Origin of the sequence: Pontibacter sp. MBLB2868, from assembly GCF_051904785.1 — a bacterium.
GTDB lineage: Bacteria > Bacteroidota > Bacteroidia > Cytophagales > Hymenobacteraceae > Pontibacter.
Window position 1 is genome coordinate 2,798,290 of the sequence record NZ_CP196710.1, and the last position, 26,460, is coordinate 2,824,749.

At 44.1% G+C, this 26,460-nt stretch carries 28 protein-coding genes and 1 tRNA gene; 14 read left to right on the top strand and 15 right to left on the bottom strand.

Annotated elements, in window-relative coordinates:
- Positions 1-145 precede the first annotated feature (145 nt).
- Both rlmD and ACSX1A_RS11915 read left to right on the top strand, forming a co-directional pair.
- Complete coding sequence (gene rlmD, locus ACSX1A_RS11910; RefSeq protein WP_439879870.1) at positions 146-1,555, top strand: 23S rRNA (uracil(1939)-C(5))-methyltransferase RlmD; 1,410 nt, start codon at positions 146-148, stop codon at positions 1,553-1,555.
- Positions 1,556-1,672: 117 nt separating this feature from the next.
- On the top strand, positions 1,673-2,041 hold the full coding sequence (locus tag ACSX1A_RS11915; protein ID WP_439879871.1) for a hypothetical protein: 369 nt from the start codon (positions 1,673-1,675) through the stop codon (positions 2,039-2,041).
- A gap of 111 nt (positions 2,042-2,152) precedes the next feature.
- Here the strand turns inward: ACSX1A_RS11915 and thiL are convergent, their stop codons facing one another.
- The 4 genes from thiL to ACSX1A_RS11935 form a co-directional block, all read right to left on the bottom strand.
- Entirely contained in the window at positions 2,153-3,178 is a 1,026-nt protein-coding gene (gene thiL, locus ACSX1A_RS11920; protein ID WP_439879872.1) for a thiamine-phosphate kinase, read from the bottom strand.
- A gap of 61 nt (positions 3,179-3,239) precedes the next feature.
- Positions 3,240-5,354: a ComEC/Rec2 family competence protein gene (locus tag ACSX1A_RS11925; protein ID WP_439879873.1), complete on the bottom strand. Its 2,115-nt coding sequence runs from the start codon at positions 5,352-5,354 to the stop codon at positions 3,240-3,242.
- Entirely contained in the window at positions 5,354-5,782 is a 429-nt protein-coding gene (locus ACSX1A_RS11930) for a GNAT family N-acetyltransferase (RefSeq protein WP_439879874.1), read from the bottom strand. The genes ACSX1A_RS11925 and ACSX1A_RS11930 overlap by 1 nt, the downstream gene beginning before the upstream one ends.
- An 81-nt stretch (positions 5,783-5,863) precedes the next feature.
- On the bottom strand, positions 5,864-6,901 hold the full coding sequence (locus ACSX1A_RS11935; protein ID WP_439879875.1) for a PhoH family protein: 1,038 nt from the start codon (positions 6,899-6,901) through the stop codon (positions 5,864-5,866).
- Between the two features lie 98 nt (positions 6,902-6,999).
- Between ACSX1A_RS11935 and ACSX1A_RS11940 the strand changes: the two genes are divergently transcribed.
- From ACSX1A_RS11940 to ACSX1A_RS11965, 6 genes are all read left to right on the top strand, one after another.
- Positions 7,000-7,776: an SAM hydrolase/SAM-dependent halogenase family protein gene (locus ACSX1A_RS11940; protein WP_439879876.1), complete on the top strand. Its 777-nt coding sequence runs from the start codon at positions 7,000-7,002 to the stop codon at positions 7,774-7,776.
- Positions 7,777-7,835: 59 nt separating this feature from the next.
- Positions 7,836-8,189 carry a hypothetical protein gene (locus tag ACSX1A_RS11945; RefSeq protein WP_439879877.1) on the top strand — a complete coding sequence of 118 codons (354 nt, stop codon included), beginning with the start codon at positions 7,836-7,838 and terminating at the stop codon, positions 8,187-8,189.
- A gap of 44 nt (positions 8,190-8,233) precedes the next feature.
- Positions 8,234-8,524 carry a putative quinol monooxygenase gene (locus ACSX1A_RS11950; RefSeq protein WP_439879878.1) on the top strand — a complete coding sequence of 97 codons (291 nt, stop codon included), beginning with the start codon at positions 8,234-8,236 and terminating at the stop codon, positions 8,522-8,524.
- A gap of 143 nt (positions 8,525-8,667) precedes the next feature.
- Positions 8,668-9,198 carry a Fe-S protein assembly co-chaperone HscB gene (gene hscB / locus ACSX1A_RS11955; protein ID WP_439879879.1) on the top strand — a complete coding sequence of 177 codons (531 nt, stop codon included), beginning with the start codon at positions 8,668-8,670 and terminating at the stop codon, positions 9,196-9,198.
- A 13-nt stretch (positions 9,199-9,211) separates the two neighbouring features.
- Positions 9,212-9,295: transfer RNA gene (locus ACSX1A_RS11960), tRNA-Leu, on the top strand.
- A 235-nt stretch (positions 9,296-9,530) separates the two neighbouring features.
- On the top strand, positions 9,531-10,544 hold the full coding sequence (locus ACSX1A_RS11965; protein WP_439879880.1) for a hypothetical protein: 1,014 nt from the start codon (positions 9,531-9,533) through the stop codon (positions 10,542-10,544).
- A gap of 264 nt (positions 10,545-10,808) precedes the next feature.
- On the opposite strand, the gene ACSX1A_RS11970 is transcribed toward ACSX1A_RS11965, so the two are convergent.
- From ACSX1A_RS11970 to ACSX1A_RS11985, 4 genes are all read right to left on the bottom strand, one after another.
- On the bottom strand, positions 10,809-11,600 hold the full coding sequence (locus ACSX1A_RS11970) for a hypothetical protein (protein ID WP_439879881.1): 792 nt from the start codon (positions 11,598-11,600) through the stop codon (positions 10,809-10,811).
- Positions 11,601-12,097: 497 nt separating this feature from the next.
- Positions 12,098-12,901 (bottom strand): S1 family peptidase, encoded by an 804-nt coding sequence (locus tag ACSX1A_RS11975; RefSeq protein WP_439879882.1) that lies wholly within the window; start codon positions 12,899-12,901, stop codon positions 12,098-12,100.
- Positions 12,898-13,368: a hypothetical protein gene (locus ACSX1A_RS11980; RefSeq protein ID WP_439879883.1), complete on the bottom strand. Its 471-nt coding sequence runs from the start codon at positions 13,366-13,368 to the stop codon at positions 12,898-12,900. Before ACSX1A_RS11980 ends, ACSX1A_RS11975 begins: the two co-directional genes overlap by 4 nt.
- A gap of 325 nt (positions 13,369-13,693) precedes the next feature.
- Positions 13,694-13,993 carry a hypothetical protein gene (locus ACSX1A_RS11985; RefSeq protein WP_439879884.1) on the bottom strand — a complete coding sequence of 100 codons (300 nt, stop codon included), beginning with the start codon at positions 13,991-13,993 and terminating at the stop codon, positions 13,694-13,696.
- Between the two features lie 188 nt (positions 13,994-14,181).
- Here ACSX1A_RS11985 and ACSX1A_RS11990 point away from each other — a divergent pair, with 188 nt between their 5' ends.
- The 3 genes from ACSX1A_RS11990 (at position 14,182) to ACSX1A_RS12000 (ending at position 18,463) form a co-directional block, all read left to right on the top strand.
- Positions 14,182-17,022: a hypothetical protein gene (locus ACSX1A_RS11990; RefSeq protein WP_439879885.1), complete on the top strand. Its 2,841-nt coding sequence runs from the start codon at positions 14,182-14,184 to the stop codon at positions 17,020-17,022.
- A gap of 169 nt (positions 17,023-17,191) precedes the next feature.
- Positions 17,192-17,773 (top strand): PAS domain-containing protein, encoded by a 582-nt coding sequence (locus ACSX1A_RS11995; RefSeq protein ID WP_439879886.1) that lies wholly within the window; start codon positions 17,192-17,194, stop codon positions 17,771-17,773.
- Between the two features lie 27 nt (positions 17,774-17,800).
- The gene (locus tag ACSX1A_RS12000) at positions 17,801-18,463 is read left to right on the top strand and encodes a hypothetical protein (RefSeq protein WP_439879887.1); all 663 of its coding nucleotides are present in this window, start codon (positions 17,801-17,803) and stop codon (positions 18,461-18,463) included.
- A 22-nt stretch (positions 18,464-18,485) separates the two neighbouring features.
- Here ACSX1A_RS12000 and ACSX1A_RS12005 read toward each other — a convergent pair whose 3' ends face one another.
- Positions 18,486-18,932 carry a hypothetical protein gene (locus ACSX1A_RS12005; protein ID WP_439879888.1) on the bottom strand — a complete coding sequence of 149 codons (447 nt, stop codon included), beginning with the start codon at positions 18,930-18,932 and terminating at the stop codon, positions 18,486-18,488.
- A 50-nt stretch (positions 18,933-18,982) separates the two neighbouring features.
- Positions 18,983-19,357, bottom strand: coding sequence for a winged helix-turn-helix transcriptional regulator (locus ACSX1A_RS12010; RefSeq protein ID WP_439879889.1), 375 nt, complete (start codon positions 19,355-19,357; stop codon positions 18,983-18,985).
- Between the two features lie 117 nt (positions 19,358-19,474).
- Between ACSX1A_RS12010 and ACSX1A_RS12015 the strand changes: the two genes are divergently transcribed.
- Positions 19,475-20,128, top strand: coding sequence for an NADPH-dependent F420 reductase (locus tag ACSX1A_RS12015; RefSeq protein ID WP_439879890.1), 654 nt, complete (start codon positions 19,475-19,477; stop codon positions 20,126-20,128).
- A 417-nt stretch (positions 20,129-20,545) separates the two neighbouring features.
- Here the strand turns inward: ACSX1A_RS12015 and ACSX1A_RS12020 are convergent, their stop codons facing one another.
- From ACSX1A_RS12020 to ACSX1A_RS12040, 5 genes are all read right to left on the bottom strand, one after another.
- On the bottom strand, positions 20,546-21,028 hold the full coding sequence (locus tag ACSX1A_RS12020) for a hypothetical protein (protein WP_439879891.1): 483 nt from the start codon (positions 21,026-21,028) through the stop codon (positions 20,546-20,548).
- Between the two features lie 12 nt (positions 21,029-21,040).
- Entirely contained in the window at positions 21,041-21,667 is a 627-nt protein-coding gene (locus tag ACSX1A_RS12025) for a hypothetical protein (protein ID WP_439879892.1), read from the bottom strand.
- A 411-nt stretch (positions 21,668-22,078) separates the two neighbouring features.
- Positions 22,079-22,993 carry an Ig-like domain-containing protein gene (locus ACSX1A_RS12030; RefSeq protein ID WP_439879893.1) on the bottom strand — a complete coding sequence of 305 codons (915 nt, stop codon included), beginning with the start codon at positions 22,991-22,993 and terminating at the stop codon, positions 22,079-22,081.
- A gap of 34 nt (positions 22,994-23,027) precedes the next feature.
- On the bottom strand, positions 23,028-24,086 hold the full coding sequence (locus ACSX1A_RS12035) for an AI-2E family transporter (protein ID WP_439879894.1): 1,059 nt from the start codon (positions 24,084-24,086) through the stop codon (positions 23,028-23,030).
- A 333-nt stretch (positions 24,087-24,419) separates the two neighbouring features.
- Complete coding sequence (locus ACSX1A_RS12040; protein ID WP_439879895.1) at positions 24,420-24,752, bottom strand: DUF983 domain-containing protein; 333 nt, start codon at positions 24,750-24,752, stop codon at positions 24,420-24,422.
- Positions 24,753-25,114: 362 nt separating this feature from the next.
- Here ACSX1A_RS12040 and ACSX1A_RS12045 point away from each other — a divergent pair, with 362 nt between their 5' ends.
- Entirely contained in the window at positions 25,115-25,717 is a 603-nt protein-coding gene (locus tag ACSX1A_RS12045) for a TetR/AcrR family transcriptional regulator (RefSeq protein WP_439879896.1), read from the top strand.
- 86 nt (positions 25,718-25,803) lie between these two features.
- Entirely contained in the window at positions 25,804-26,337 is a 534-nt protein-coding gene (locus tag ACSX1A_RS12050) for a YceI family protein (protein ID WP_439879897.1), read from the top strand.
- Positions 26,338-26,460: the final 123 nt, after the last annotated feature.

Below are 26,460 nucleotides of genomic sequence, written 5' to 3' on the forward strand. Positions count from 1 at the left end.
GTTTCAATGCTGCTGCAAAGATATTGTTAATTGTGGATTGATATCAGGCAAAAGTCCGAATGGTTTTTAGCTGCACGAACCCGATCCTATTCTGAATTCTTTAACTGGCCTTCTGTGTTGTAAGATTTTCGTACTTTTGCATATTGTGAGAAATAAGCATAAAAAGAAATTCCCTATACTCGAGCGTATCCGGATCGAGGAAATGGTAGCGGAAGGCAAATGCCTTGCGCGCTACGAGAACATGGTCATATTTGTGCCGGGCGTTGCACCAGGCGACATAGTAGACCTGCGCATTACACGCAAGAAGAAAAGCTTTATGGAAGCGGAGGCCGTGAACTTTCACGAGCTTTCAGACCTAAGGATTGAGCCTTTCTGTGAGCACTTTGGCATCTGTGGAGGCTGTAAGTGGCAGCACATTGACTACGACACGCAGCTACACTACAAACAGAAGCAGGTAAAAGATAATCTGGAGCGTATCGGTAAGGTAGCGCTACCCGAGTTTGACCCGATCCTGGGCTCTGCCAAAACACGTTACTACCGCAACAAACTGGAATATACTTTCTCCAACACCAGCTGGCTCACGAAAGAGCAGATCCAGTCCGGAGAGGAGTTTGACCGCGATGCGTTAGGCTTCCATATTCCCGGCAGATTCGATAAGATACTCGATATCAAGCACTGCTATCTGCAGCCAGATCCATCGAATGCGATACGCCTGGAGGTCCGTGCTTATGCCAAGGCGAACGGGCTGCCATTCTACGACCTTATCAGGCTGGAAGGCTACCTGCGCAACCTGATCATCAGAACGGCCAACACCGGTGAGCTGATGGTGATCGTGCAGGTGTATTACGAAGATCAGGAGGCCATGCAAAAGCTACTGGATCACCTGGCAACAACCTTCCCGGAAATCACTTCACTCCATTACGTTGTGAACCCGAAAGGCAACGAAACCTTCCATGACCTGGATGTGATCTGCTACAAGGGGCTGCCGTATATCCACGAAGAAATGGAAGGCCTCAAATTCCGTGTTGGTCCCAAATCTTTTTACCAGACCAATGCTGATCAGGCCTACGAACTTTACAGATTAACACGCGAGTTAGCCAACCTGAACGGAGACGAGCTGGTGTATGACCTGTATACCGGGGCAGGAACAATTGCAAACTTTGTTGCCAGGCAGTGCCGTGAGGTTATTGGCATAGAATATGTGCCAAGTGCCATTGAGGATGCCCGAATCAACTCGCAGATAAATGGTATCACCAACACCACCTTTTACGCCGGTGATATGAAAGACATACTTTCTGATGAGCTGATTGAACGCCACGGACGGCCGGATGTAGTGATAACCGATCCGCCAAGAGCGGGCATGCACCAGGACGTAGTAGAGAAACTACTGCAGGTGCACCCAAACCGCATTGTGTATGTGAGCTGTAACCCCGCTACGCAGGCCCGTGACCTGGAGCTATTATCTGCCAAGTATGATGTAACACGCGTACAGCCAGTGGATATGTTCCCACAGACGCACCACGTAGAAAATATTGTATTATTAACAGCTAAATAAGATATAAGCTAAAAGACACTAAACGTAAGTGCAACAAAACACCTGGACAGGGAATTTTTTTTCTTTTAAATCCAGCACGTCCTGCGCCTTATTTCCTGTGTCTCAAAAATAAATAATATGGAAAACGATCCGGAATTAAATGGCAAATACCTCGGCACTATCTCCAAGGATTTTGTGGTAGTAGCCGAAACGCTTAAAGAAGCATCATACCAGGTGCGCAAACGCAAGATATCCGACTACCCCATCTTTGTATTCAGTCGCACACAGTTACCTGTTGGTTCTGTTTTTCTGGCAAAGGAAGAGGCAGCCCTGGAGTGGCATATCAATGCCTCTTACCTCGAAGATTTTGTGCAACGACAGTTGGTAATGCCTGAAAAAGAAGAAGAGTTTAAAGCTGCTTACAGAGACCCGGATGAATTCTGCTGCCTCTTTGTAGCTGACAATGAATTCCAGAGCTTCATCTTTATACCTTACCCGGAAGATTAAGGCTGTAAACTGGAGCTCGTTTCACATATTCCCAAGATTTATTAAAACAGAAAAGGAAGCAGTACTGCTTCCTTTTCTGTTTTAATAACAATACAAAAATCTTAGTATGCCTTAAAAATGGCTCCAGCCCTGTGCTTTTAGCGGATATACGTTGCCATGTTTGGTAGCCAGGTTCACGCCTTCACTTGCTTCCGTGATCTTACCGATTATGGTGATGTCCGGGTGATTTTTTAATTTCTCATGATCTGCAAGCGGAACGGTAAAGAGCAGTTCATAGTCTTCGCCGCCATTCATGATACAGGTAAGCGGGTCGATGTTAAATTCCACAGCTGTTTCGAGCATTTGTCCGTCGGCAGGCAGGTTGTCTTTGTAAACTGTTGCACCAACCTTTGACTGGCTGCAGATGTGGAATAACTCAGAGGCAAGCCCGTCAGAAATGTCGATCATGGACGTTGGCTTTATACCACGCTCTTTCAGGTCATAGATCACGTCCATTCTTGCTTCCGGCCTAAGCTGGCGACCAACAATGTACTGTTTCCCTTCCAGTTCGGGCTGCATTTCCGGATTGGCCAGAAATGCCTGCTTCTCACGTTCCAGTATCTGAAGCCCCATGTAGGCAGCTCCCAGGTCGCCGGTAACACAAACAAGGTCATTTACCTGCGCTCCACTGCGCAACACGGCTTCCCCTTTGGCTACCTCCCCTATGGCTGTCACGCTGATCACCAGCCCTGCATGCGAGGAAGTTGTATCTCCCCCAACCAGGTCAACCTTGTAGTTCTCACAGGCCATCCGGATTCCCTCGTAAAGCTCTTCTACGGCCTCCACGGTGTAGCGGGCACCCAGGGCAATATTTACCGTGATCTGCGTAGGTTTAGCGTTCATTGCAGCTATATCCGACACGTTCACAGCTACTGCTTTGTAACCCAGGTGCTTTAGCGGGCAAAAGGTCAGATCAAAATGTACCCCTTCCAGCAGCATGTCACTGGATACCACGATCTGCTTTTCCTGTGGTTCGAGGATGGCGGCATCATCACCAATGCCTTTTATAGTTGAGTCGTTGTTTAGCTCGATCTTCTCTTTGATCAACCGGATCAGGCCGAATTCACCAACTTCACTTAATGGGGTATAGTCGCTCATGTTTTTCTGTTTTTGGATTTACAAAGGTAAGAAATTGAAGGAAAGATTCCGTAATGCTCCCCTACTCCACCTGCACCACAAAAGCCCCCTGCCCGGCTACATCATAAAAGGGAATCTGCAGTGGGCCAAGCTGCACTTTCAATTGTTCTCTGTACCAGGGGCTGTTAGACGCATCAAGTATAAGTTGCCTGAACTTAAACCGCTGCAACATTTCAGGTTTGATGCGGACATTGTTGCGAAGCAGGATGTAATCGACCTCAAGTGTATCTTTTGGCAGGAATGTAGCCGGATGTGAAAGTATAAGCCAGCTTTGCCCCTGCCATACCAGCATCCGGTTTCCATCCGGAAGTGGCACTGAAGCAGCCATGGGCTCCGTAGCCTGCTCTAATGATACAAATGCTGGCTGCTGCACTCCTTTCGCCCACAAATGCGGCTGTATATTAAAGGTGAAATTATCCTCGTCCTGCAGCAGTGCCGAATCGGCCAGCAGCACGGCCTGTTGCCCCTCCAAAAGGCTTATGCCTGTGCTGTTTCGGAGGCTATAAACGGTTAAGCTTAGCTGCTGCTTCTGCTGCACCGCCTCCCATACTTCCTGCGCTGCAAGTATGCCTACAAAACCAGTAGCTATACCCAGGTACAGCAATTTTTTACGCGCCAGGAAAACTAGCACAACCAACAGCAGCATGTAGAGCAGCACAGTTTGAAAAAGTGAAATATCAATGCCATTGATAAGGGCTCCCGGCAGTTTCTGCACCCACACATTAAACTCGTTCATTAACCAGATCAGCACAAAATGCAGCTTGAAAAGCAACCAGCTCAGCCCCGGTACCCAACTAAAAACCAGGGCCACCATTCCGGAATAAAGCACTACCGTAGCCATAGGCACCACAACGACATTTGCCAGCCAGAAGTAAACCGGGAACTGGTGAAAGTAATACAGCCCTAGCGGGGAAGTAGCCAGCTGCGCAGCAATAGCCACCGTGAACAGCGCCCATACCTTATCAAGGAACCAGTTATTTACTTCCAATAGCTTATAAAGCCTTGGTTGCAGGTAAACAATGCCCAGCACCGCCAAAAATGACAACTGAAAACCCACCTCCAGCAAATTGAGAGGGTTAAAGAAAAGCAGCACCAGGGCAGCAATGGCAACAGTGTTGTAAATATTTGTACGTCGCCGGATAGCCAGACCTATCGTAACCAAACTGAACATAACAACGGCCCGCAGTACTGACGGCGACAAACCGGTGATGAAGGCATAGCCCCAAAGTATAAACAAAATGACCACAGCACCAATAAATCGTTGCTGGCCTGTTCTGTTAAATTTTGCCAGGATCAACATCAACACCGAAAAGATCAGGCCCACGTGCAAGCCCGACACTGCCAGTACATGCATGGTGCCTGTGTTGGCATACGTCTTCCGGATACTGTTATCCAGCTCATCCTTTACGCCCAGTAACAGGGCCGAAGCAATGCCATATTCCCGTTTCTCATCCAGCCTGTCCTGCAACAGTGCATCTAACTTTCGGCGCAGCCTGATGCTATAGTATAAGGCACCAAGTGGCGGGTCGCTACCCGTTTTAGTATACTGAGATGCCTGCAGGTAGTGCCGGTGATAAATATTTTTGTTGCTCAGGTACTGCTTGTAATCAAACTGATTAGGGTTAGCCGGCTGATCCACTACCTGGGGAGCACCCTTGACCAGCAGCACATCGCCATAGTTGAGTTCATAGGCTTTGTCATCGTCATGAGGTACTGACAGCTGCACTTTACCCGAGGCAACCTGCCATGCACCGTTTATCCGTACCCGGCTAACCTCCAGCGCTGTACTTTGATAGCCTGGCTTCTGCACAATATAGTCTGCCACCACACCCGTATAATAATCCGGCTGTTTGTTTAAATGCAACAGATGATCAGGTTGATGCGAGGCGGTTCGGTAATGCGCCATAAAGAGTCCGGCACTAAAAAAGACCAGCAAACCCATTATGCCTGCTATGTTTGTGGCAAAGGCGGCTTTATACTTTTGGGTAATAAACGTTGCCGCCAGGAAGGCTATAAAGAAAAAGGCAAGGAGCTCAAGGCTATACCTGAACTCCCTGCCTGTGATAATATAAAGCAGAATACCCGCTAAAAAACTGATCGTGACGCGCACAAACGGATATGGCGCCCACCGCAGCATCAGCCTTTAAAAACCATTTTGTAATGCTTGATATCGCATTCGGTGAACATGTCGCCTTCAGGCTCAAAACCGTGGCGCTTGTAAAAATTAACAGCTGGCAACTGGGCATTCAGGTAGATCTTTTTCCCGGCCTGCTCCCGCTGCACATCCTCCAGCACAGCCTTTAACACCTGTGCGCCAACATTTTTATTACGGTATGGCTGCAGTACAGCAAAGCGCTCCAGCTTTACCCCATCCGAGGTTACCCGCCAACGGGCTGCCCCACAGGCCACCCCGTCACAGGCAGCCAGGTAATGGTTCGCTTCCTGCTCATGCTCGTCATATTCAGCGTCGCGCGGCACTTTTTGCTCCTGCACAAACACTTGTTCCCGTATACTGTGAGCAGTTTTCAGATCCTGCTCGTTATTAATTCTCTTCAGCTCAATCATGCTGCAAAAGTATAATATTTAAAAACATAGAGACGCAGTTTAAGCTGCGTCTCTACTATTTTTTAACCGTTTGCTGATTTATTAATCAACCTTTATAGATCTTTTTCGACCATTAACGCGCACAGCCTCGCCGTCTTCTTTTGTTTTTGTTTCCTCACGGGCAGCACGACGCTCTTCCTCCAGCTTGGTGTAAGCGTTAACAATGTCTTTCACCAGCCTATGGCGCACGACATCGTCTGCTGACATTTCCACGAATCCAATACCTTTTACTCCGCGCAGAATGTTAAGTACCTCCATCAGGCCGGAGCGCTGGTTACGTGGCAGGTCTACCTGCGACCAGTCACCGTTCACCATCACTTTGGCATTCGGGCCCATACGGGTCAGGAACATCTTCATCTGGGCAGGTGTGGTATTCTGAGCCTCATCCAGCAGCACAAAGGCATTATTCAGTGTCCGTCCGCGCATGTAAGCAAGCGGCGCTATTTCAATGATCTTGTTATCCTGGTAATACTTCAGTTTTTCAACCGGTATCATATCTTCCAGGGCATCATAAATAGGGCGCAGGTACGGGTCCACTTTTTCCTTCATATCACCGGGCAGGAAACCAAGGCTTTCTCCTGCCTCCACCACTGGCCTGGAGATAATGATCTTTTTTACCTCTTTGTTCTTGAGCGCACGAACCGCCATCGCTACCGAAACATACGTTTTACCGGTACCGGCAGGTCCGAGGGCAAATACCAGGTCGTTCTTCTCCACGGCATCCACCAGTTTCTGCTGGTTCGGGGTCTTGGCTTTAATTATGCCCCCCTTGCTGCCATACACGATGATGTCCGTAGACGTAACGATGACCTCCTCATCTGTAAAAGAATCGGCTGAAAGGTATCTATTTACGCTGTTATGCGTAATCTTTCCGAACTTGTGATAATGGTCAATTAATGATGAGAGTATCTCATGAATTTTTGTGATCTCAGGCGTTTGGCCCTGAATCTTTATTTCGTTGCCCCTGGAAATGATCTTGCTGCTTGGGAAAGCGGCAGCCAGTTGCTTGATGTTTTGATTTTCTGTCCCCAGGAAATCAATCAGAGAAATATTCTCTAGGGTTATTACTTTCTCTACCAAATGCTTATCTCCGTATATAGTAAGTTGGTTATATTCCTTTAATTTACTTAAATTAGATATATTATTATTACAAATCTACCTAAATTATAGTTCGTAGTATGGCAGTTATTACGTTTCTATCTGACTTTGGATATACCGACCATTATGTGGCTGCGGTAAAAGCAAAGATCCTTTCGAACAACCCCGAGGCCACAATTGTGGATATTTCACATGCTATAGACCCTTTTAACATTGCTCAGGCAGAGTATGTTTTAGGATCTGTGTATAATGATTTTCCCGAAGGCTCTGTACACCTGGCTGCCATAAGCACGCACGGAAGTAAAAATGGCAAATATCATGCTGCAAAGTATAAAGGCCATTACTTTTTAATGGCTGACAATGGCTTACTGTCACTGCTGACAGATGGGCAGCCCGACATCGTAATTGAGCTACAGAATGACACTCCGTTGATGGCCTTTCCGGCCAAAGACCTGTTGGCGCCTGTGGCTGCCTACCTGGCAAAGGGCGGCGATATAGAGATTTTGGGTGAGCGCACGTATCAGTTCCGCCAACTGCTCAACCGCCAGCTCCGACTTAACGACCATTACATTACAGGGCATGTGATCCATGTTGACCGCTACGGCAACCTGATTACCAACATCACCCGCGACAGCATTGAGACCATTGCCCATGGCCGCACGTACACCATACATTTCGGGCGGGAAACCATTAGCCGTATTTACCCTACCTATACCCAAGTTGATGATGGCGATTGCTGCTGCGCCTACAACAGCCAGGACCAGCTTTGCATTGGTATAAACCAAGGCCATGCTGCCGAGCTTCTGGGCCTTGGTTTCGACTCTCAGGTTGACGTACGCTTTTATCCGGGGAGCTGAAGTAATTTTCTGACTGCATAATTGAATTTAAAATGAGTGGAAATCATACTTCAGAAATCATGAAAGAGAGGCAAGCAAAACTGACGCTTTTTGTTCATCTGCTAACAGTTTTCGTTCTGCTGCTAAAAGGCATCGATAAAACAACGCAACACCATCCTGTTTCAGGCATTATACTTATACTGCTATCATTAATTATACTTGCACTTGTTGTTTTCGAAAGGAAATTAGGCCTTACGCACAGCACAGTTAAACTAACGTGTTACTTTATCGAGGCGCTTGCGCTTACTATTGTTGCTGTGGTACTGCACCAGGAAGGCAAGCAATATGTTCAGTATCTTTTTGGAGGAAGTGCTGTAGCATACTTAATTTCGGCCTTCGTTTATTATTACAAGCACAAACAGGCCAGCCATTAAAGCCGCTTGTTTTTGCAAACTCAACACATATAATTACCTAATTTATGATCATTCGCATTGTCAGGATGACGTTTCAGCCGGAGAAAACCGGTGATTTTCTGGAAATTTTCAAAAACTCAAAAGATAAGATCACGGCCTTTGAAGGATGTAATCATGTAGAGTTGCTGCAAGACTTAAATCAACCGAACGTTTACAGCACCTACAGCCTCTGGGACTCTGAAGAGCACCTGAACAACTACCGGGATTCCGAACTTTTTGGCAAAGTATGGAAAGCTACAAAAGCACTGTTTTCTGATAAACCCCAGGCATGGTCTCATGTTCAGGTAGAAGTATAACGTTTGCCGGATAAGTATAGCCTGCCAATGAGACCACAGGAATACTACCGGAACGGGTAAAACAATCCTCCCTCTTTTCCTGTACCTTTGCAAGGAAAGACCTTCATTTCAGGAAGGCCTGCAGCATGATAAAGAATTGAACGATGAATTACTTCGAGTTTTATAATATACCTGAAAGCTTCCTGCTGGACGAAAAAGCGCTGAAAGCAAAATACTACCAGCTGAGTCGTGAATATCATCCTGATTTTTTTGCCAATGAGTCGCAGGAGAAGCAGAACGAGATCCTGCAGCTTTCTACCCAGAACACCAATGCTTACCGCACCCTCTCCGACCCGGACCTGCGCATGCAGTATATCTTAAAGGAACATGGGGTGCTTGAAGAGGGCAAAAATGAGCTTCCTTCGGATTTCCTGATGGAAATGATGGACCTGAATGAGGAGCTGATGGAGCTGGAATTTGATTTTGATGCAGACAAACTGCACGAGATCGGAGAGAAAAGCAGTGGCATGACGGCACAATTAGATAATGACATTTTGCCTATGCTGCAGCGATACCCAGAGCTACATGGAGTTACCAAAGAAGAGGCCCTACAGGAGATTAAAACTTACTATTTAAAGAAAAAATATTTGTTGCGTATTCAGGAAACATTATCTAAGTTTGCATCCCGTTCCTAGCAGAGGAACACTTGCCTTGGTGGCGGAATTGGTAGACGCGCTGGTCTCAAACACCTGTGAGGTTACACTCGTGCCGGTTCGACTCCGGCCCAAGGTACATAAACGACAAAACCCACTGATTATCAGTGGGTTTTGTCGTTTACAGGTGGCAGGAATGGTGGCAAAACTTGCGGTAACACTTCACAACCTTATCATTGCTACATCCTCAATACAATCCTTTTTACTTCACCGATTGATCGTCATCCCTTAAATGGACTTCATCATATTAAAATATATACATATTAATATATAATTCTGTAAGTTTAGCACAGGAAACAAACTTACATTAGAAGATGAGCAACCGATTTAAAGCTAATCCTAGCAACACATTTAAAGATGAAATCAGATTTCTACAGACTCATGTACCTTCTGCCTTATTTGGAGAACATGAAGTAGAATTATCAATAGATCAAAGACTTCTACAGCATCTAATAACTTTAATCCCACAACTTTATGATGTTAGCGATACTTTATTTGGCGAAAATATAGATTCTCCAACTATACGCCCTATTGATATAGCAGCTTTCTTAGAACAAATCAAAAACAAGGAAGCACTGGCTTATAATATTGCTTTGGAACTAGGTGTAGACTTTAAAATAAAAACAGGAAGTAAAAGTTCTGATGGACTTGCCAACTTAGTTGCTGAATTTGGACGCGATGCATTTGGATGTTATCTGCCAATGCATGCCTTCTATAACAGTCCTAAAACGCCATGGGGTATATACTTATTCCCAGAAATTATTGCTGAGAGAGCTAGATTCTTATATAAGAATAAGCCATGCGGGCTCACTCCAGAAGAGCATTACATACTCTATTTTTACGCTGTTTATAGACACGAACAATTCCATTTTCAGACGGAAAGGTTTGCTACGAAACTAGAAGTAGGCTTTAAGCAAGCATTCTATAAACCTTATAGGGAGTATGTTTACAAAGCATTAAGATACTCAGAACATTGGTTAGAAGAGGCACTTGCCGAAGGTGCAGTAGTTGATGGGATTCTCGTTAGTAATAGAACTAAAATTGATAAAAGTACAATAAGAGAGATTTACCAGTATGATCTTCAATTCATGCCTCCAGGTTACAAAGATTACCACTGTAATTTCTATGGGGGCCGACCTAAAGCTCATCAAGTCTTTTCATCACAGATTATCAATGCTAATCCTGATTTTTATGAAAAAACGACAGCTCTTGTCTCTGTAAAAGGTGAGTTTAGCGCTGATGATAGACAAGTTCCAGTTTACATTGTTACTGGTCTTGAAAATCAAATTCGTAAAATAAATGAACAAGATTTTATTAGAACAGCTTAATAAAGTTGAACTTATTGAAGAGTTGAGATACCATCTTAAACTAACGCATACACAACAAAAAAACAGATTTTTATTAGTTGAAGGCTGTTGAATTGTTGGCAACAATTTGAACTATTGAAATATTGTTGACTTTAAGTTAACCTGTAATAGTCAAAGCAAAACCTAACAGCTGTAGATTAGCTGAGTTAAGATTAAAATTGGTACCTACATAAAAGAGGCCTGCTATTATTTATAGCAGGCCTCTTTTATGTAGGTAAGCCTTAACTACTTCTTAACTAACTCCACACGAATGTTCTGAGGCTTACTGTAAGGCAGCTCATAACCCTGCTTTGAAAAGTTGTCATCAGGACAATCTTTATACTTTACTGGCTTACCTTGTAGCGCGGTCCAAGTTAAATTAACTATCCGCTGCACATAAAAACTATTATCAATCGTTTCTGGATTACCAAAATCTGAGTTGAGGCTGTAAGTCACAAAATTGCGGAATTGAAGTGGTGAATTTTCAGAGCTATAACTTTCAGAAGCAGCTACTCCATTTTTCATTTTACCTATGCCACAATCTTTTATACCGTTTGTGATTGTTAAGCCACCTACGCTAAAAAAACTGTGGGGTGGTATTTCAACAACTCTTTTGGGTTTGATTTTAGTAGCCACCTCTACTTGGCTTGTTTTGACAGAAGACGCAAGATATGCCGGCCTGGAATAAGCACTTTTATTGCTTGTGCTTGTTTCTGTGTCATTGTAGTAATCAAAGCTTTGACCATTTACTATAAGATGACTCCGATCCAAATCAACGTATACTGGTGCATCAGACTTATTATAGAGGTTAAACCGTATTTTACCGGTCTCGTCCCAAAGGTTATAGCTTACCACTAAGTCCTCTCCCACGTGCTCATAAGAGCTGCCATTTGTTTTCACGTCTGCTGATGCTGTTTCCATCACTTGATAAGCTGTAGGAGAGCAAGATGTGAGCAGTACTGCAGCTAAAATGCCCAATATGTAGTTCTTTTTCATACTATTTTTGTATTCAATTAATATTAATACAAATATATTCAAATTAATACATATACAAAACTCATTCTAATTATGCTTGCTATAACAAAAGCTTAATCAGAAAAATATTAAGTATAAACATTCTCATCAAGAACCGCCATAAGGGTAAAAGCGATTAGGAAGTAAAAGCTAGTTATTATCATGGAGAAAATAATTCACTTATTGGACAACAATGTATATATAATGATTCAGCGTAAATCCCTTTTTTGAAACTATTTATAGTTCATATCAGAGCTAGGTGGCAGAATAGGTGGCAGAAGTTGTGGTAAAATATGTTAACAAGTATAATAATGTGTTAACATACCCCTGTACACACTGTAAACGCATGTTTTAATTCGATCGCAGCCATTAAGAACCCAATAAAGTCCGGCCCAAGGTACAATTAACAAATATAAAGGCCTGTAAGCTAAAACTTACAGGCCTTTTTTGTTTTCGGGGACGGTACAGGGGACGGATTATCTTTTCTAGAGAACATTAAAGAGTACAAGTTCTCAAACTAGCTATCTAATAGAGTTATTTGACATTAATACTTCAGTAGTTTTGTTTACGAAGTCTAATAGACATTTTGTATTAATAACACTACCTAATCCTAAGAAGTAATTTGGTTTATTGTTCGAGGAGCTTATTATGGATTCAGATAATACACCTAAAAAAAATAGTCTAGTACCTATTGTCACACCATTTTCAGTAGCGTAGCTACCTTGATTGTATATAAATACGGGGCTACCACTTGAACCAGGATAAACACCTGCATCAATAAGAAACTTTTCTTGATTTGTAAACCTGTTCCATACAGGAGTAGCTGTAATCCCTTTTCTTACAATTGGAAAAGAATTTTCAGTATCATACAAACCACTAGGGTATCCAATAAAAATAATCTCCTCCATAGCAGAAAACTTCTTTATAGTTTCTTCATCTGGAATTATGGAGGGATCAAGCGAGCGAAAGAATACTTTATAGTTATTCCTTTCAAGCCCAGAAATGATTGGGGCGATAGGATGAACAGCTAAATCGTTTGTTACATCTGCAAAAGCTGAAAACATACTTGAGTTTAATTCAACCCTAATTTTGTTTCCTGTTTGTGGAGATTTCCCATCACTCTTTACAAACTCAGTATAAACTTTTAAAGAGTCTTTAATTACATGATAATTAGTTACAAGTAAAGGAATAAAGATATTTTCAGCCCCTTTCATAGGCGAGTTGTAGATAAAACCAGTACCAGAGTTTATACTACCGTCTTTCATTTCTGCCCATATTGGGAAAGTAGTATATAATAATTGAGTGCTTATATTTTCAATATTCATTTTTGATTATTTACAGTTTGTTGAGGATTAGGTATTTCTAAAAGCAGTTCCTCTGCAAAATCATTTAATGCCTTTCGATTTTCCTTTCTAATAAAAAAATAAGATGTACCTGAAATAGCAGCTAAGATTGGGAGTACAATAAAAGTAAACCCTCCTAAATAAGTGTTTAATTTAAGATTAGAGTATAGCGCTCCAATTGCTATTCCTGTTAGTGTTGAAGCGATACTCAATAGTAAATCTGAAAAATTTGTTTTCTTACTTTTATATGGCTCTATTTTGTCCCTTATTTTTTTTAAAACACTTGAACGAACTTTTATGATGCTATCATTTACATCATCCTGCAATGAATGCACAGGATAAGTATAAGTGGTAGTAACTTCTTCCTTGTCATTGGGATCTACCTCCACTCTTACTGTTTCAGGCTTATGCACATATTGGACCTGAGGCTTGAATTTATCTTCCATCATTAATGCTCCACAAACATTTTCACTAAACGAGTTCCTATTCCAAATATAGTACATTTTTAATGTTTTATAATAACAAAAAAACCGGCATCACCGGTTCTTCTGCTAAAACTCTTCTGTCATAAACATAGCTGAGTACTCTTCACAGCATGGGCAGTACAAGAAGTAGTCTATTAAATCTAACATTCCTGTTTCTTTCCAGTGTGGTTGCTGCTCTTTAGGCAGCCCCTGATAATTGAATTCGTTCCTTACTCCTCCACATTTCCTGCAGGGATTTGTTTGCAACCTAAAAAGCTCATGAATACACATAGGCGGAGCAGCCTTATATCTAAAATTGTTCTGACTGTTCTTCTTTTTTCTGTTTCTTGCTACTGGCATTTTCTTGTTGATTTAAATTCTCTAATGTTTTTCTATTCTTGTTCTCTAGTCTGTCATAGAACCTTATCGTAGTCTTATCTAAAGGCACTAGGTGGAGCGTACAGAACTCAAGTGGCACTTCCTTTATCTCAACCTTCTTAAGCCTCTGAAGCTCCTCTAAGAAGCTATAATCTGTATAGAAGTCGGTATAAAGTGCAGAGACAGACTTGGAGCAGTTCCAGATCTGACACTTACACTCAACTTTGTTCATAGTTATACCCTCGAAGTCCGATGCCGTAGCATTGAAACACCTAAGTCCTGCTAAACAGTAAAATCGAACCAATTTAGGATGTGGTGAAGATTACCTTTTGCGCTGGCTTTACGAATAGTAATCAGTTAACTACCAGCAGCCTTTCCTGCGTTAGAAGAGTATAATTGTGTAATAAAACACAAAGGTTTATGCTCAGAACCAGAACACTTACTTTCTGCTTTTTCCTATTTACACTAACTGTATCGGCCCAGGAAGAAATAGGTCTCAATCCTCCGTCTATAGAGTGGCGGCAAATAGATGCGCCTGCCGGAAGGGTAATCTTCCCGAAAGGCCTTGATTCCCTGGCTTTCCGGGCTGCAGGAATAATGGCCTGGCAACAGCTGCACGACAGCAGCCTGGTAGGCACTGGTCGAACGAAACGCATCCCTACCATCCTGCAAAACCAGTCTGCGATGCCTGCAGGTTTTTCCACACCTGCCCCATGGCGAAACGAGTTTTATATAACGCCCCCACAAAACCTCTTTACCGGTCCCACGCCTTGGCTAACATACCTTACCACCCACGAGTACCGCCATAGTCAGCAGTTCCATATGGCAAACCAAGGCACTGTGCTTCCATTTAAGGTACTGATGGGCCAGACTGGGTGGCTGCTGAATGCGTTGGTAAACCAGCCTCTGTGGTTCAGGGAGGGAGATGCCGTGGTAACCGAAACTGCTTTAACAAACGCCGGGCGGGGGCAGGTACCCCGTTTTCATATGGAAACACGCGCCCTGCTCCTATCCGGTTACCGGTATAACTATGAAAAGTTTAACTACCCATCTTCTTTCAAGGATTTCATCCCGAACCCTTACCGCATCGGCTATTACATGACAAGCAAGGCACGCCGGGATTATGGCAATACCATTTGGCATGATGTACTTTACGAAACGCACCACAGCCTTCCGGTTTATGCGTTTACCCGCAGCTTAAAAAAGTATACCGGACTCAGTACCGAAATGCTGTACCAGGCAACCATTCAGGAATTGGACAGCCTTTGGCAACAAACAGATAAAAGTACAACGCTTACGCCTGCCAACGTCATCACCAAATCCGGCAGAACAAACTATACCAACTACCGCTTCCCGCATTATCTGCCAGACGGATCCGTCATAGCCCTGAAAGATGCCCTGGACGAGATCAGAACGTTTTACAGAATCTCTCCCGGAGGGGAAGAGGAAGCCTTGTTTCCCTATGGCGTTTATACCGAAGATCACCTCATGTTTTCGGGTGCGGGCGAATTTATAACTTGGGCAGAGGCTGCCTACGATGAGCGGTGGGTAAACCAGGATTACTCCATCATCAAGACCTACAACACCCGTACCGGCGAAACAAAAAAACTTACCTCTAAAACCCGCTACTTCGCTCCCGCCCCCTCTCCTGACGCAAGTAAAATCGCAGCGGTGCACGTAGATAAGTTTGGTCACAATTCTTTAGTCATACTTGATTCCGGAACAGGAGAACTACTGCGGGAATGGCCTATAGCGGATGGTACACAACTGGCGCAGCCGCGCTGGGGTGAACAGGGAAATAGTATAATAGCCCTGGAGGTAACGGAGAAAGGAAACCGTATAACCGAGACAGACATCGAAACCGGTGCAACCAACGTTCTGCTGCCCTTCACGAACGTGCCTTTATCGCGCCCCTTCGCCTTTGGCGAGTATGTATTCTTCTCCGGCGGCTACACAGGCATCAATAACATTTATGCCTACAACCGGACCACCGGAAAAGTATACCAGGTAACCTCCGTGCGGTTCGGGGCTTTTGACCCGACTGTTTCACCCGATGGTAAAAAGCTGCTCTACAGTAACTATACAGCCAGGGGATACCAGCTGGAAGAAACAGACCTAAACCCACAGCGGTGGGAGGAGTTGCCCCCTGATCAGGTTGCAGAACTCCCTTTCCTGGACCCATTACCCGCAGCGGAGAAGCAGAACCTTGCCGCCACTACTTTCCCCAGCGATTATCAAATTCGAAAATATCATGCCCTCACCGATGGCTTGTTCAATATTTATGGTTGGTTTCCTACCCTCGGCAACAACCAGTATGGCATCGACTTTTATACACGCAACCTGATGAGTACCCTGCGTGGCACAATAGGAGCCTTCTATAACACCAACGAAAATGCTTTAGGAGCAAAAGTTAACCTGGCCTATGCCGCGCTATATCCCATCCTGGATCTGGAGTATGGCCTCCGGACACGTAAAAAAGCAGAGATACGAGATGCCAATGAACTTGAGGTAAGGGACCAGGAATGGACAGAAAAGTATGTTTCAGGTGGAGTAAGATTTCCGTTTAGACTCACGCAGGGAAAGTACTTCACCAACCTGGAAGTTGGTGGGGCACTCGCCCATTACAAGGTAGACTTTGTTGACCCGTTGAACGAGAAGCAAACCACCGGGGAGTTAGACTTCAACAGACTCCGGAGCACCATAACATTTACCCGCTTGCTGCAACGCGCACGCCAGCAGGTGCAGCCACGCTGGGGCCAGGTCGCCAGTTTTGAATATCATAAAGCTTTTGATGAAGAACCGGAACGAATGGTGGCCGCCGGTGCCCTGTTCTTTCCCGGCTTTGCGCGTACGCATTCCTTAAACTTCCGAGGTAGCTGGAAAAAAGAGGCCGTACAGCAAACCTACCGCTTTGCCGATGATTTTGTGATGCCACGCGGTTACAAGCCTGACCCTTTCGAGAAAATTGCCGTAATTTCCGCTAATTATGAGTTGCCGATCTGGTACCCAGATATTTCATTGGGGCCGGTGGCTTTTCTGCAGCGTCTGCGCACAAATGTCTTCTTCGACTATTCTAAGGTTGAGCTGGTAGAGCAGCAAGGTAACTTGAACAGTACAGGCGCAGAATTGCTAATTGACCTGCGTTTCCTGCGGCTGTTCTCCAGTACGCTGGTTTTCCGGTATAACTATACCTTTAATGATGATTTAGCAGAAACCACTCCCTTTCAGTTTCTCGTAGCCCGCTTCGAATTGGCAAACTAACACTAGCACCTAAGCCTTGGAGAGCCTGTTCATCCGCTTCCTCATTTACAATTCGAAGCAAAAAGACTTCCTGGAGTAGTTGCAATAGTGAGATTAACAAAAGCTTCTCTTCCTTGCCATCCGGAAAAGAAATTGTACTTTAACAGACAAAACACCCAACTTTTGTTAAATGACCAGTTTTGAAGAGACCAAAAGGCTGCTGGAGAACTCCACGTTCTACTACATCATTTCCACCAACATGGAGGGCAGGTACACCTATGTGAACAACTGCTACAGCAATGCTTTTAAGCATATTTACGGGACGATAGTAGGGCAGCCGTATGAGATGACGATGCATCCGGATGACACCAAAGTATGCGAGGAGGTTGCCGGCAAATGCTTCACACATCCAGACAGTACCTTTCCGGCTACTATCCACAAGCACGATGGCAAAGGAGGTTACCTTATCACACAGTGGGAGTATAAAGCCTTGTTAGATGAGCATGGAAACCCGGCGGGCATGTTCTGCCTGGGCTACGACATTACCGACTACACAGCCTCCAACGAGCAGCTCAAGGATGCAAAATCCCTTTTAAAAGAAATCGCCTTTTACCAGTCCCATGTCGTCAGGAAGCCGCTGGCCAATATAATGGGTCTTGCAAAAGTACTGGAGCGGATGGAGCTGGACCAGAACCTTCAGAATATCTGCAACATGCTTATTGAGAGCAGCCAACAGTTGGATGCAGTAATCAAAGAAGCGGCTGCAAAGTAACCTGACAGCTAATTTGAATGAACGCAGATGCTACAAAACCCGCTTGATGTAGACCCAACCATCGATGTCATTTTTAAGATAGCCAGCGGTATCTTCTGGTCAATAACTTACCTGCTTATCCTGCGGCGCGGCTTCGCAGACAAAAGCTATGGCATGCCGATGGTGGCGCTTTGCGCTAACCTCTCCTGGGAGTTTATCTTTTCGTTCGTGCACCCGCACAGCACCCCGCAGCTTTACGTGGATTATGCCTGGTTAGCCCTGGATGCGGGTATTCTGGTGCAGTACCTGATGTATGGCAAAAAGGAGTTTTCGGAGCATCTGCCTGGCGAGTTCTTCTACCCCGGCTTTCTGCTCACCCTGGCCTTGTCCTTCCTCTTCATTTTGCTGCTGTCACGGGAGTTTAATGACCTGAATGGCGTGTATGCCGCTTTTGGTCAGAACTTACTGATGTCCGTTCTCTTTATCCACCTGCTACTAAAGCGCAACAGCCCCTTAGGGCAGTCGCTTTACATTGCACTGAGTAAAATGATCGGTACCCTATTCCCTTCCGTTCTGCTTTACATGTACTTCCCCGGCTCTTACCTGCTGGTTCTGCTGTATGTGAGCATCTTTATTTTTGACATGATCTACCTGCTGCTGCTCTACCTAAAGATGAAAGGTGCAGGTATAAACCCGTGGGCCCGGCTTTAGCTTATTCATAAAAGCACACGCTCTACCCGCCTAACTTCTCTGTGATCTCATCCACCAGTTCATCAACCCACCTGGAGGCGATACTTTCATACTCGTTCTGCACCCAGTTTTGTAAGTATGGTTTTGCAAGCCAGGTGGTATTCTTATCGGGAGTTACCATGTAGCTGTCAGGCTCCAGTTTGAACAGCAGGTCTTTGGTGATATCGAAGGGTTCTGCCCCTGCCCTGTTAAAACCTTCCAGCCGAAGCCTGAGCCCCATGTGCTGCACGTTGCCGTTGTCTATACTTACTTCTTTATCAGGATCTGCCGGATCTTTGGTCCAGGTGTCGAGCAAGCGCTCCAGCGTAAAGTTCTCGAACAGGGGTATAACCGGCTCCAGGTTCTTATGGATGTGCTGCCCAAGTGCAGGAAGTACGTCGTTGTAAAGTTGTTGCAGGGCTCTTTTATCCCGTGATGGTGTTTCTTGCATAAAATTAAATTTATTAGCTTATATACTGATTTGCCTTCTTAAGGCAAAGCTTATGGGTTCACTTCCCGTAACTTCCCTTCGGTCTCTCCCAGGTTTCGTCCCCATTTTGCAATGGCGTCCAGTACAGGTACCAGCGTTTTACCAAAATCAGTTAATGAATATTCAACCCGAAGTGGCACCTCCGGATACACTTCCCTTTTAACAAGCCCGTCTTCTTCCAGGGCTTTTAGCTGAAGGCTGAGCATTTTCTCCGTGATATCCGGGATCTGCTTCTTTAATTCACCGAACCGGAGCGTCTTGTTTCGCAGGTACCACAACACTACCGTTTTCCACTTACCCCCGATAAAATGCATCGTCACATCCATGGCACAATGATATGTTTTATCGTATAGGTCAAACACGTATTCCTTGTCTTGAATCAGCATAGGCCAGGTTTTAAAATTAATTTCATACTGTCAGGTTTGACAGTTATTGCAAAGGTAATCAACTATACTTAGTTTTGTTACTATACTTTTAACAGCAACTATAAACCAAACACTTAGATGAAAAATTTTGCAGTTTTAGGTACCGGCGTGGTAGGAAACACCATTGGTACTAAATTAATAAACCTGGGGTATGCGGTAATGATGGGGAGCAGAACGGCTGATAACGAAAAAGCACAGTCCTGGGTAGAGAAAAATGGCGACAAGGCCTCTGCGGGTACTTTTGCAGATGCAGCTGCGTTCGGGGAGGTCGTATTTAACTGCACCAAAGGGGAGCATTCACTGGACGTGTTCAGAATGGCGGGCCTGGAAAACTTCAAGGGCAAAACGATAATCGATATCGCCAACCCATTGGATTTCTCGCAAGGCATGCCACCATCCCTTATCCCCACTTTAACAAACACCAACTCACTGGGAGAAGAGATACAGAAATTGCTGCCGGAAGCGAATGTGGTAAAAACCCTGAACATTGTGAACTGCGAGGTAATGGTAGATGCTAAAAAAAGCGGTGGTGACCCAACAATGTTCCTGAGCGGAAACAACTCTGAAGCAAAAGCAGAAGTGACTGATATTCTAAGTCAGTTTAACTGGACAGATATAATTGACCTGGGAGACATTACCACAGCCCGGGGCACTGAAATGCTGCTACCGATCTGGATCAGAACCTGGATGGCTACCGGTAACGGTTACTTTGCGTTCAAAATAGTCAGGTAAACGCTTTATACTTCCCGTTAAAGTAAGACAGCAGCGATATTAATGGGTTCCTGAATTGCTGGTAGTAACCGGGGGTAAAAATAGCGTTACCCTCGGCCTTACCATGTATTTTAGGATCGAATTTACGTTAACTGCAACAGGATAACCCAACCTGCTACAATTTTACGTGCGCGCTCAAAAGCAGAAAGTATGCTCCGTTTGCTGCGGGTAATGACACTTGCCTGGCTAGTGGTCTAGTTTATTAGGTATCTGGTTACTTGGCCCCTCATACTTTTTCTGCCGTTGTTGGTGTTTTCACCAACAAACCAACTACAAAAACTGCCGAAACATCAGGTAAGCCTATTAAAACACTACTCCCAGGTGTTAAATGAGCAGACTTACAACATTAATGTTATTAATAGAAAAGATGTTATTGTCTTACATTCTGGTAAAAACAGTTGTGCGTATTGCACCGTTGGTAGAAACTTGCGTTACTAGTTCTGCCCCACCTTTCTGACAGGTGTAGTTAATAGTATAATTGCCGGTCGGCACATTGGGGCGTCCCTGGTTTTTGCCAGAGCAGATCACATCGTCTGTACGGGTGAAGGTATAAGAGATCGTGTTGCCACTTACTGTGTACCTGAAGTAGAACTTGAGTGGGGTGCATATACCATTGCAGTCCGGGTTCTCACTGTAGCCTTCGCCATTGCTACCAAAGTTGTAGATCAGATAGCCTGCGCCGTTACAAGTAGGGGTTCTCCATCTACCTACAGGGCAAGAGCTGCTGCTGCTTGTACCACCGTCCCCATTTTTAATTTTTTCGGCAATCAACATAAAATCTTCTTCTGCATCACTTACACATCCAGAAAAAGTAAAAGAAAATAGCGCTAATAGCAGGTATATAATTGATCTGTTCTTCATTTTCGGAATAATTTAAAAGCTGATAGATAAGTTTGCACCCAACGTACCGTTTGCGTTGGACATGATAAAGATGTCGTAGCCGAAGCGTAATAGCGAAGACGGCTTGCCTGATGCACCTATAGTAAGCCCTCGTTGCGCGAACAGGCCAATATGAGTGCCACCACCAAACACACCTGCAGATTCTCCGGGGTTTACGCTATTGCTCTCGTCGGCTGTGCCGCGGGTGTAGCAAATACCGCCACCTGCCAGACCACCAAATGTCACAATATCCTTCACAGATATCTCTTTAAACAGGTATGCTGTAGCATAATGTCTTGACCCATTATAGATTTCACCGTTGCCTAGATTTTCGGAGTATCCGAAATAGTTTGTCGAAGCTAAACCATAACCTTTTGATGGAGCTTTATTGGCATCTCCTGGCTCAAAATATTTCTCTAGCAGCACATTGAAACCGTAGATAGAAGATGTTTCAAAATCATAGATCTCTTCAGAGAATGTTACCTGGCGGGAGTAGGTTACCCCAACAAACGTACGGCCTAAGTTCTCTGTGGTGGTGGCCTGCGCAGTAGTTACCGGCCCCTGCGCCTGCACAGCAAATGCGCCCAGGAGTGTGAAAAACAAAAGGTAAATTTTTTTCATTTTAAAGTTTTAAAGGTGAATTATGAACTTGCTCATAGCTTATGAACCAGCTCGTTAAAAAAAAAGCGGTGCCATGCAGTAAGAACTGCAGGTATAAGATCATGAATGTTGATATGGTCTGTAAAATCCGGGCATGCAGATAATTGCCCTTAAGCTGCTCACAGATAAAGAACAGGCAGAAATGAGGTTAGTAGATCTTTTTGTATAAGCGTCGGGTTATAGTTAGAGACTGCTAATAAAAAAACAAATGTAGCTTCCATTGCTTTCTATTTCCAATACTCATAAGTGGGTATTTTTCGCCATTGTTGTTACCATTTCCAGAAAGCACGACGCTATATAAAAGAAGAAGCCCCTGTAAGTTTGTCCTTACAGGGGCTTCTTCTTTTAAAATGGTAATCTAAAGCTAGCTTCTTAATTAAGATTAACGTACCTAATCTGATAATCCTGGTCATTTACCCTTACCTTAATTAAGTATAAACCTGAATCTTTAAGTTGTTTATCAAATTTTAAAATATGGCTTCCGGCAGGTAACGCAGTGGCTGGTACTTGTTCAATTGTTACCCCACGCATATCGTACAAGGTTATCTGCACCTGGCTAATTTCAGGCAGGTTTACTTTCAGATACAATGTACCCCTCAATGGGTTTGGGTAAGCCTGAATTACAGCAGCATCTGGTAAACTAGTGCTGCTCTCAATATTCTGAACACTGCTGCTACTGATGTTACTTGAGGCTGCTCCGGTACATGTAATACTATTCTGAGAAGCGTTGTATGCTAAGGTACTGTGAGTAACACTATTCACACAGAAATCTACGGTTAAAGCGCCTTTGGCTGAAGCAGCGGTCATAATATTCACTGTCCCGTTTGCCCCTGTAGTACCGCTTCTGGTTTCGCTAAATGTTCCTGAAAACGTACCCGACACAGTAGCATTAGATACAGGATTCCCAAGGTTATCTTTTACAGTAACTGTAGCCAAACCATATTTACTTCCGGCGCCTGCGCTGGCAGTACCTGTAACAATAGCCGCAACAGACATGGATGAAGCAGATCCGCTTTGCCCTGTAACTGAAACACTGCCAGAAGTTGTAGCTGCACCGGCATTATCGGTAGCTTTAGAAGTTAATGCGTATGTGCCGGAGCCTATTGTCCAGTTTATACTATAAGGGCTGCTCGTGTCTGTTCCTATTAAGGTTCCGTTGGCATAGAAATCAACCTTAGTGACCGAGCCATCCGGATCAGAAGCATTTGCTGCTATTGTTACACTGGCGCCGGATGAAAAGGTAGCCCCATTTGATGGCGAAGTAATGGAAACGAATGGAAAGGGCATACCTATAACCCCAGATCAAGAGAGGTGCTGCAGGCTATTTTTCCTGGAACTCATACTTATGATATGACTGCTCTTTCACATACAGTTCATTGATGAGAGTCATTAAAACAGCAACAGTCGGCATCGCAAGCAACACTCCCCAAAATCCACCCAAGGTACCCATTGCTATCTGGCTCACAATAATAAGGAGAGGTGGTATGTCTACCATCTTCTTCTGAACAAGTGGCGTCATTAGAGCTGTCTGAAGCACTTGAATGCCGGTATAGAATGCAATCACAATCAGTACTGTGGAAGTACCCTGCATAAAAGCGAGTAGCACGGCAGGAATCAGAGCAATGATAGGACCAAAGTTGGGGATAAAATTCATCAGGCCCGCAATTAATGAAAGTGTAAGAACCAACGGAAGATCAACTACAATTAAACCGACAGCGGTTAGGATACCGATAAAAAAGACACCTATGATTTGCCCTATCAACCACTTTTTTAACACCTCATAAAGTTTGTCTAAAATATCCACGCCTTTATCTTTTGCCTTAGGCGGAAGCAAATGGACTACTCCCCTACGGTACAGTGATGGGCTTGCAGCAAGAAAAAGAGCGATCAGTAACACAATGTATAGATCACTGACAACTCCATAGGCTGAAGAAAAAAAGCTCCTTGCAATGGCACTGGTTTTCTCGGAGCTGGCGGTTTCGGAAAGCTGGTCAATAATTTTCTGACCGATGCTGCTTTCGCCTAGTCTTGCCCTGGCCTGTTCTACTGTTTGCGGTAAGGTTTCGGATAACTGCGAGATCTGCTGTGTCAACCTATCGCCGACAAACCAGAAAAAAGCGACTAACAGCACCAGGTTAATGAAAACAGACACAAAAACAGACCAGGATTTTGGAAGCGGAAGAATCTTACGCAGCATACCGCCAAAGGCAACGAAATAAACAGCTATTAAAAGGCCTGCAAAAGTCAACAGTATAATACTGAACAGGGTCTTGAAGAGCAAAAGAACTACAAAAATAAAAGCAAGTATAGCACCCCAGGTCCAAGCTTTTTTCGCAGTAGAATTATTAGTTTGAGGGTTGTTTGTAAAGGTTCTGTTCATTAAAACACGTGTTATACTTTATAAATAAAAGTTTTACGTGGTTCTTTCAATGAAAGTGCAAAAGAAGTTGCACAAACTATATTTGTCACCTGCACATTTTCTGTCCGGATAGTACCTTGCTGCCAGATCCTGTACTTAAAAATGTTATCCCGGAATGGGGTGTTTCAGGAGAGTTGTTACCTAAGAACTTACTGCGTTTGAAGTCAATAAAAAACTACACCTCTTATTTTCTGCTTTACCAAGGGCGTGCTGCTCCGGCTATATAAAGTAGTATCGCCCTCTATCGTAACAGAAGAGAACTACTGCCAGAGAATCCTGAAAGTTGTTTTTTATTTATACCTTAAGTTTATTAGGTATCTGGTTACATGGCCCCTCATACTTTACAAAAATGTAAATCCAAAGCGCCCGGGATAACCTGAAGATGATAGGGAGTAAGCCCACCACCACAACAGCCACAACACCCATCATCATAGCTATGGTTACATCTTCTATAAATTGATAAAGTATAAACAAAGCAACTAAGAAGATGGCCACATTAAAAGCGAAGCTAACATACATCGCTCCATAGTAGAAGCCCGGCTCAGGTTCTAATGGTTGTCCGCAGCAGGGACAGTTCTCATGCATGTCGGCAAACTTTGTGCTGTACAAGGTTCCTGAAGGAAACATATTTCCTTCTCTACACCTGGGGCACTTAGCTGTAAAAACCCCATATAAAAGCGAATTTCCCTGGCTCATTTCTTTATGTTTTTTGGTTTGCACGACAAAGATACTACGATCATCTGCTAAACTTACGTGACAAAAGTCTCTTTTTTCGATGCATTTTTAACTGTTACAGAAGTTCTGTGGTTTTTATACTACATGATCTGGGGCATAGCTACTTTAAGGTCATTTTTACAGATACTGTTACTTTACCCGGGCAACAATTTTGATGGCAGAAATAAACCATGTTTACACTTCGATTTTGTAATTCAAAAATGAAACCATACTTTTGCTAACACTGTTAGGTATAATAACAGACATAAAAACAAATGGGAATAGCGGAAAGAAAGAAACGGCATAAAGAGGAGATTCGCGCTTCTATTCTGGAGGCTGCCTGGCAACTGGTAGTTCAGGATGGATGGCAGGCACTTTCTATCCGTAAAATTGCGGAAGCTATTGAGTATAGCGTACCCGTGATCTACGACCATTTTGCAAATAAAGAAGCTATTCTGCTGGAGCTTACCAGGCAAGGTTTCCGGAAACTGAACGACGCGCTGATTAAAGCCCGAGACAAAGCTACGAGCCCTGAAGAGCAGGTGGAGGCCATGGCCTATGCCTACTGGAAATTTGCTTTCGACAATACTGCCTATTACCAGGTGATGTATGGCCTGGGCATACCTTCCTGCGAAACGGTAAACCAGATAAGCGAGCTTAGTACGTTCAGTGAACTGATCCTGCAACCAATCAAGGAGTTGATCGCTAGCGGCAAACACCCTGAAACCGATCCGTTCCTGAAGCTGCATACGTTCTGGTCAATGCTGCATGGCCTGATATCTATCAACATGATGGGTACCGGCGAAAGCAAGGAAGATCTAAACCAGATGGTGCTGAAGGACTTTATCCGCGGATTTATTTCAGGTATGAAAGCATAATATTTTTTTGCGTTACACCTAACAGTGTTAGTTATTATAACATCATTAATTACAAGTTTTAACAGTTAATTTTATTACCAATTATTATGGCAACAACAAAATGGTCTTTGGACCTATCTCACAGCGAACTAGGATTTAAGATCAAGCACCTGATGATCTCTAACGTTACAGGCAAGTTCTCTAAATTTGATGCAGAGGCTGTTACGAATGGCGATACTTTTGCAGACGCTACGGTAGTGGCTGACATTGATGTGGCTTCTATCAATACTAACAACGAACAACGTGATGAGCACCTGCGCAATGCAGATTTTTTTGAGGTTGGGGCTCACCCGAACATGCGCTTTGTCTCTACTAAAGTGGAACGCGTGGATGAAGATACCTTCAACCTTTTCGGTGACCTGACCATTAAAGATACTACCAAGCCGGTAAAGCTTTCTGTGGAGCATAACGGCATCGCCACAGATCCTTGGGGCAATGTAAAAGCAGGTTTCTCTATCAGCGGAAAGATCAACCGCAAGGACTGGGGCATCAACTACAATGCTGCACTTGAGACAGGTGGCGTAATGCTTGGCGAAGAGTTGAAAATTCAGGGTGAAGTACAGCTGGTAAAGCAGGCATAACCCTCAGATGATCATAAGTAAAAAGGCAGCCCGGAATGTTCCGGGCTGCCTTTTTAGCTTTATCTCTATTTGTGTAAATCTGTTTGCTACTTACAATAAAGCGCAAACGATTAATATTTGAAT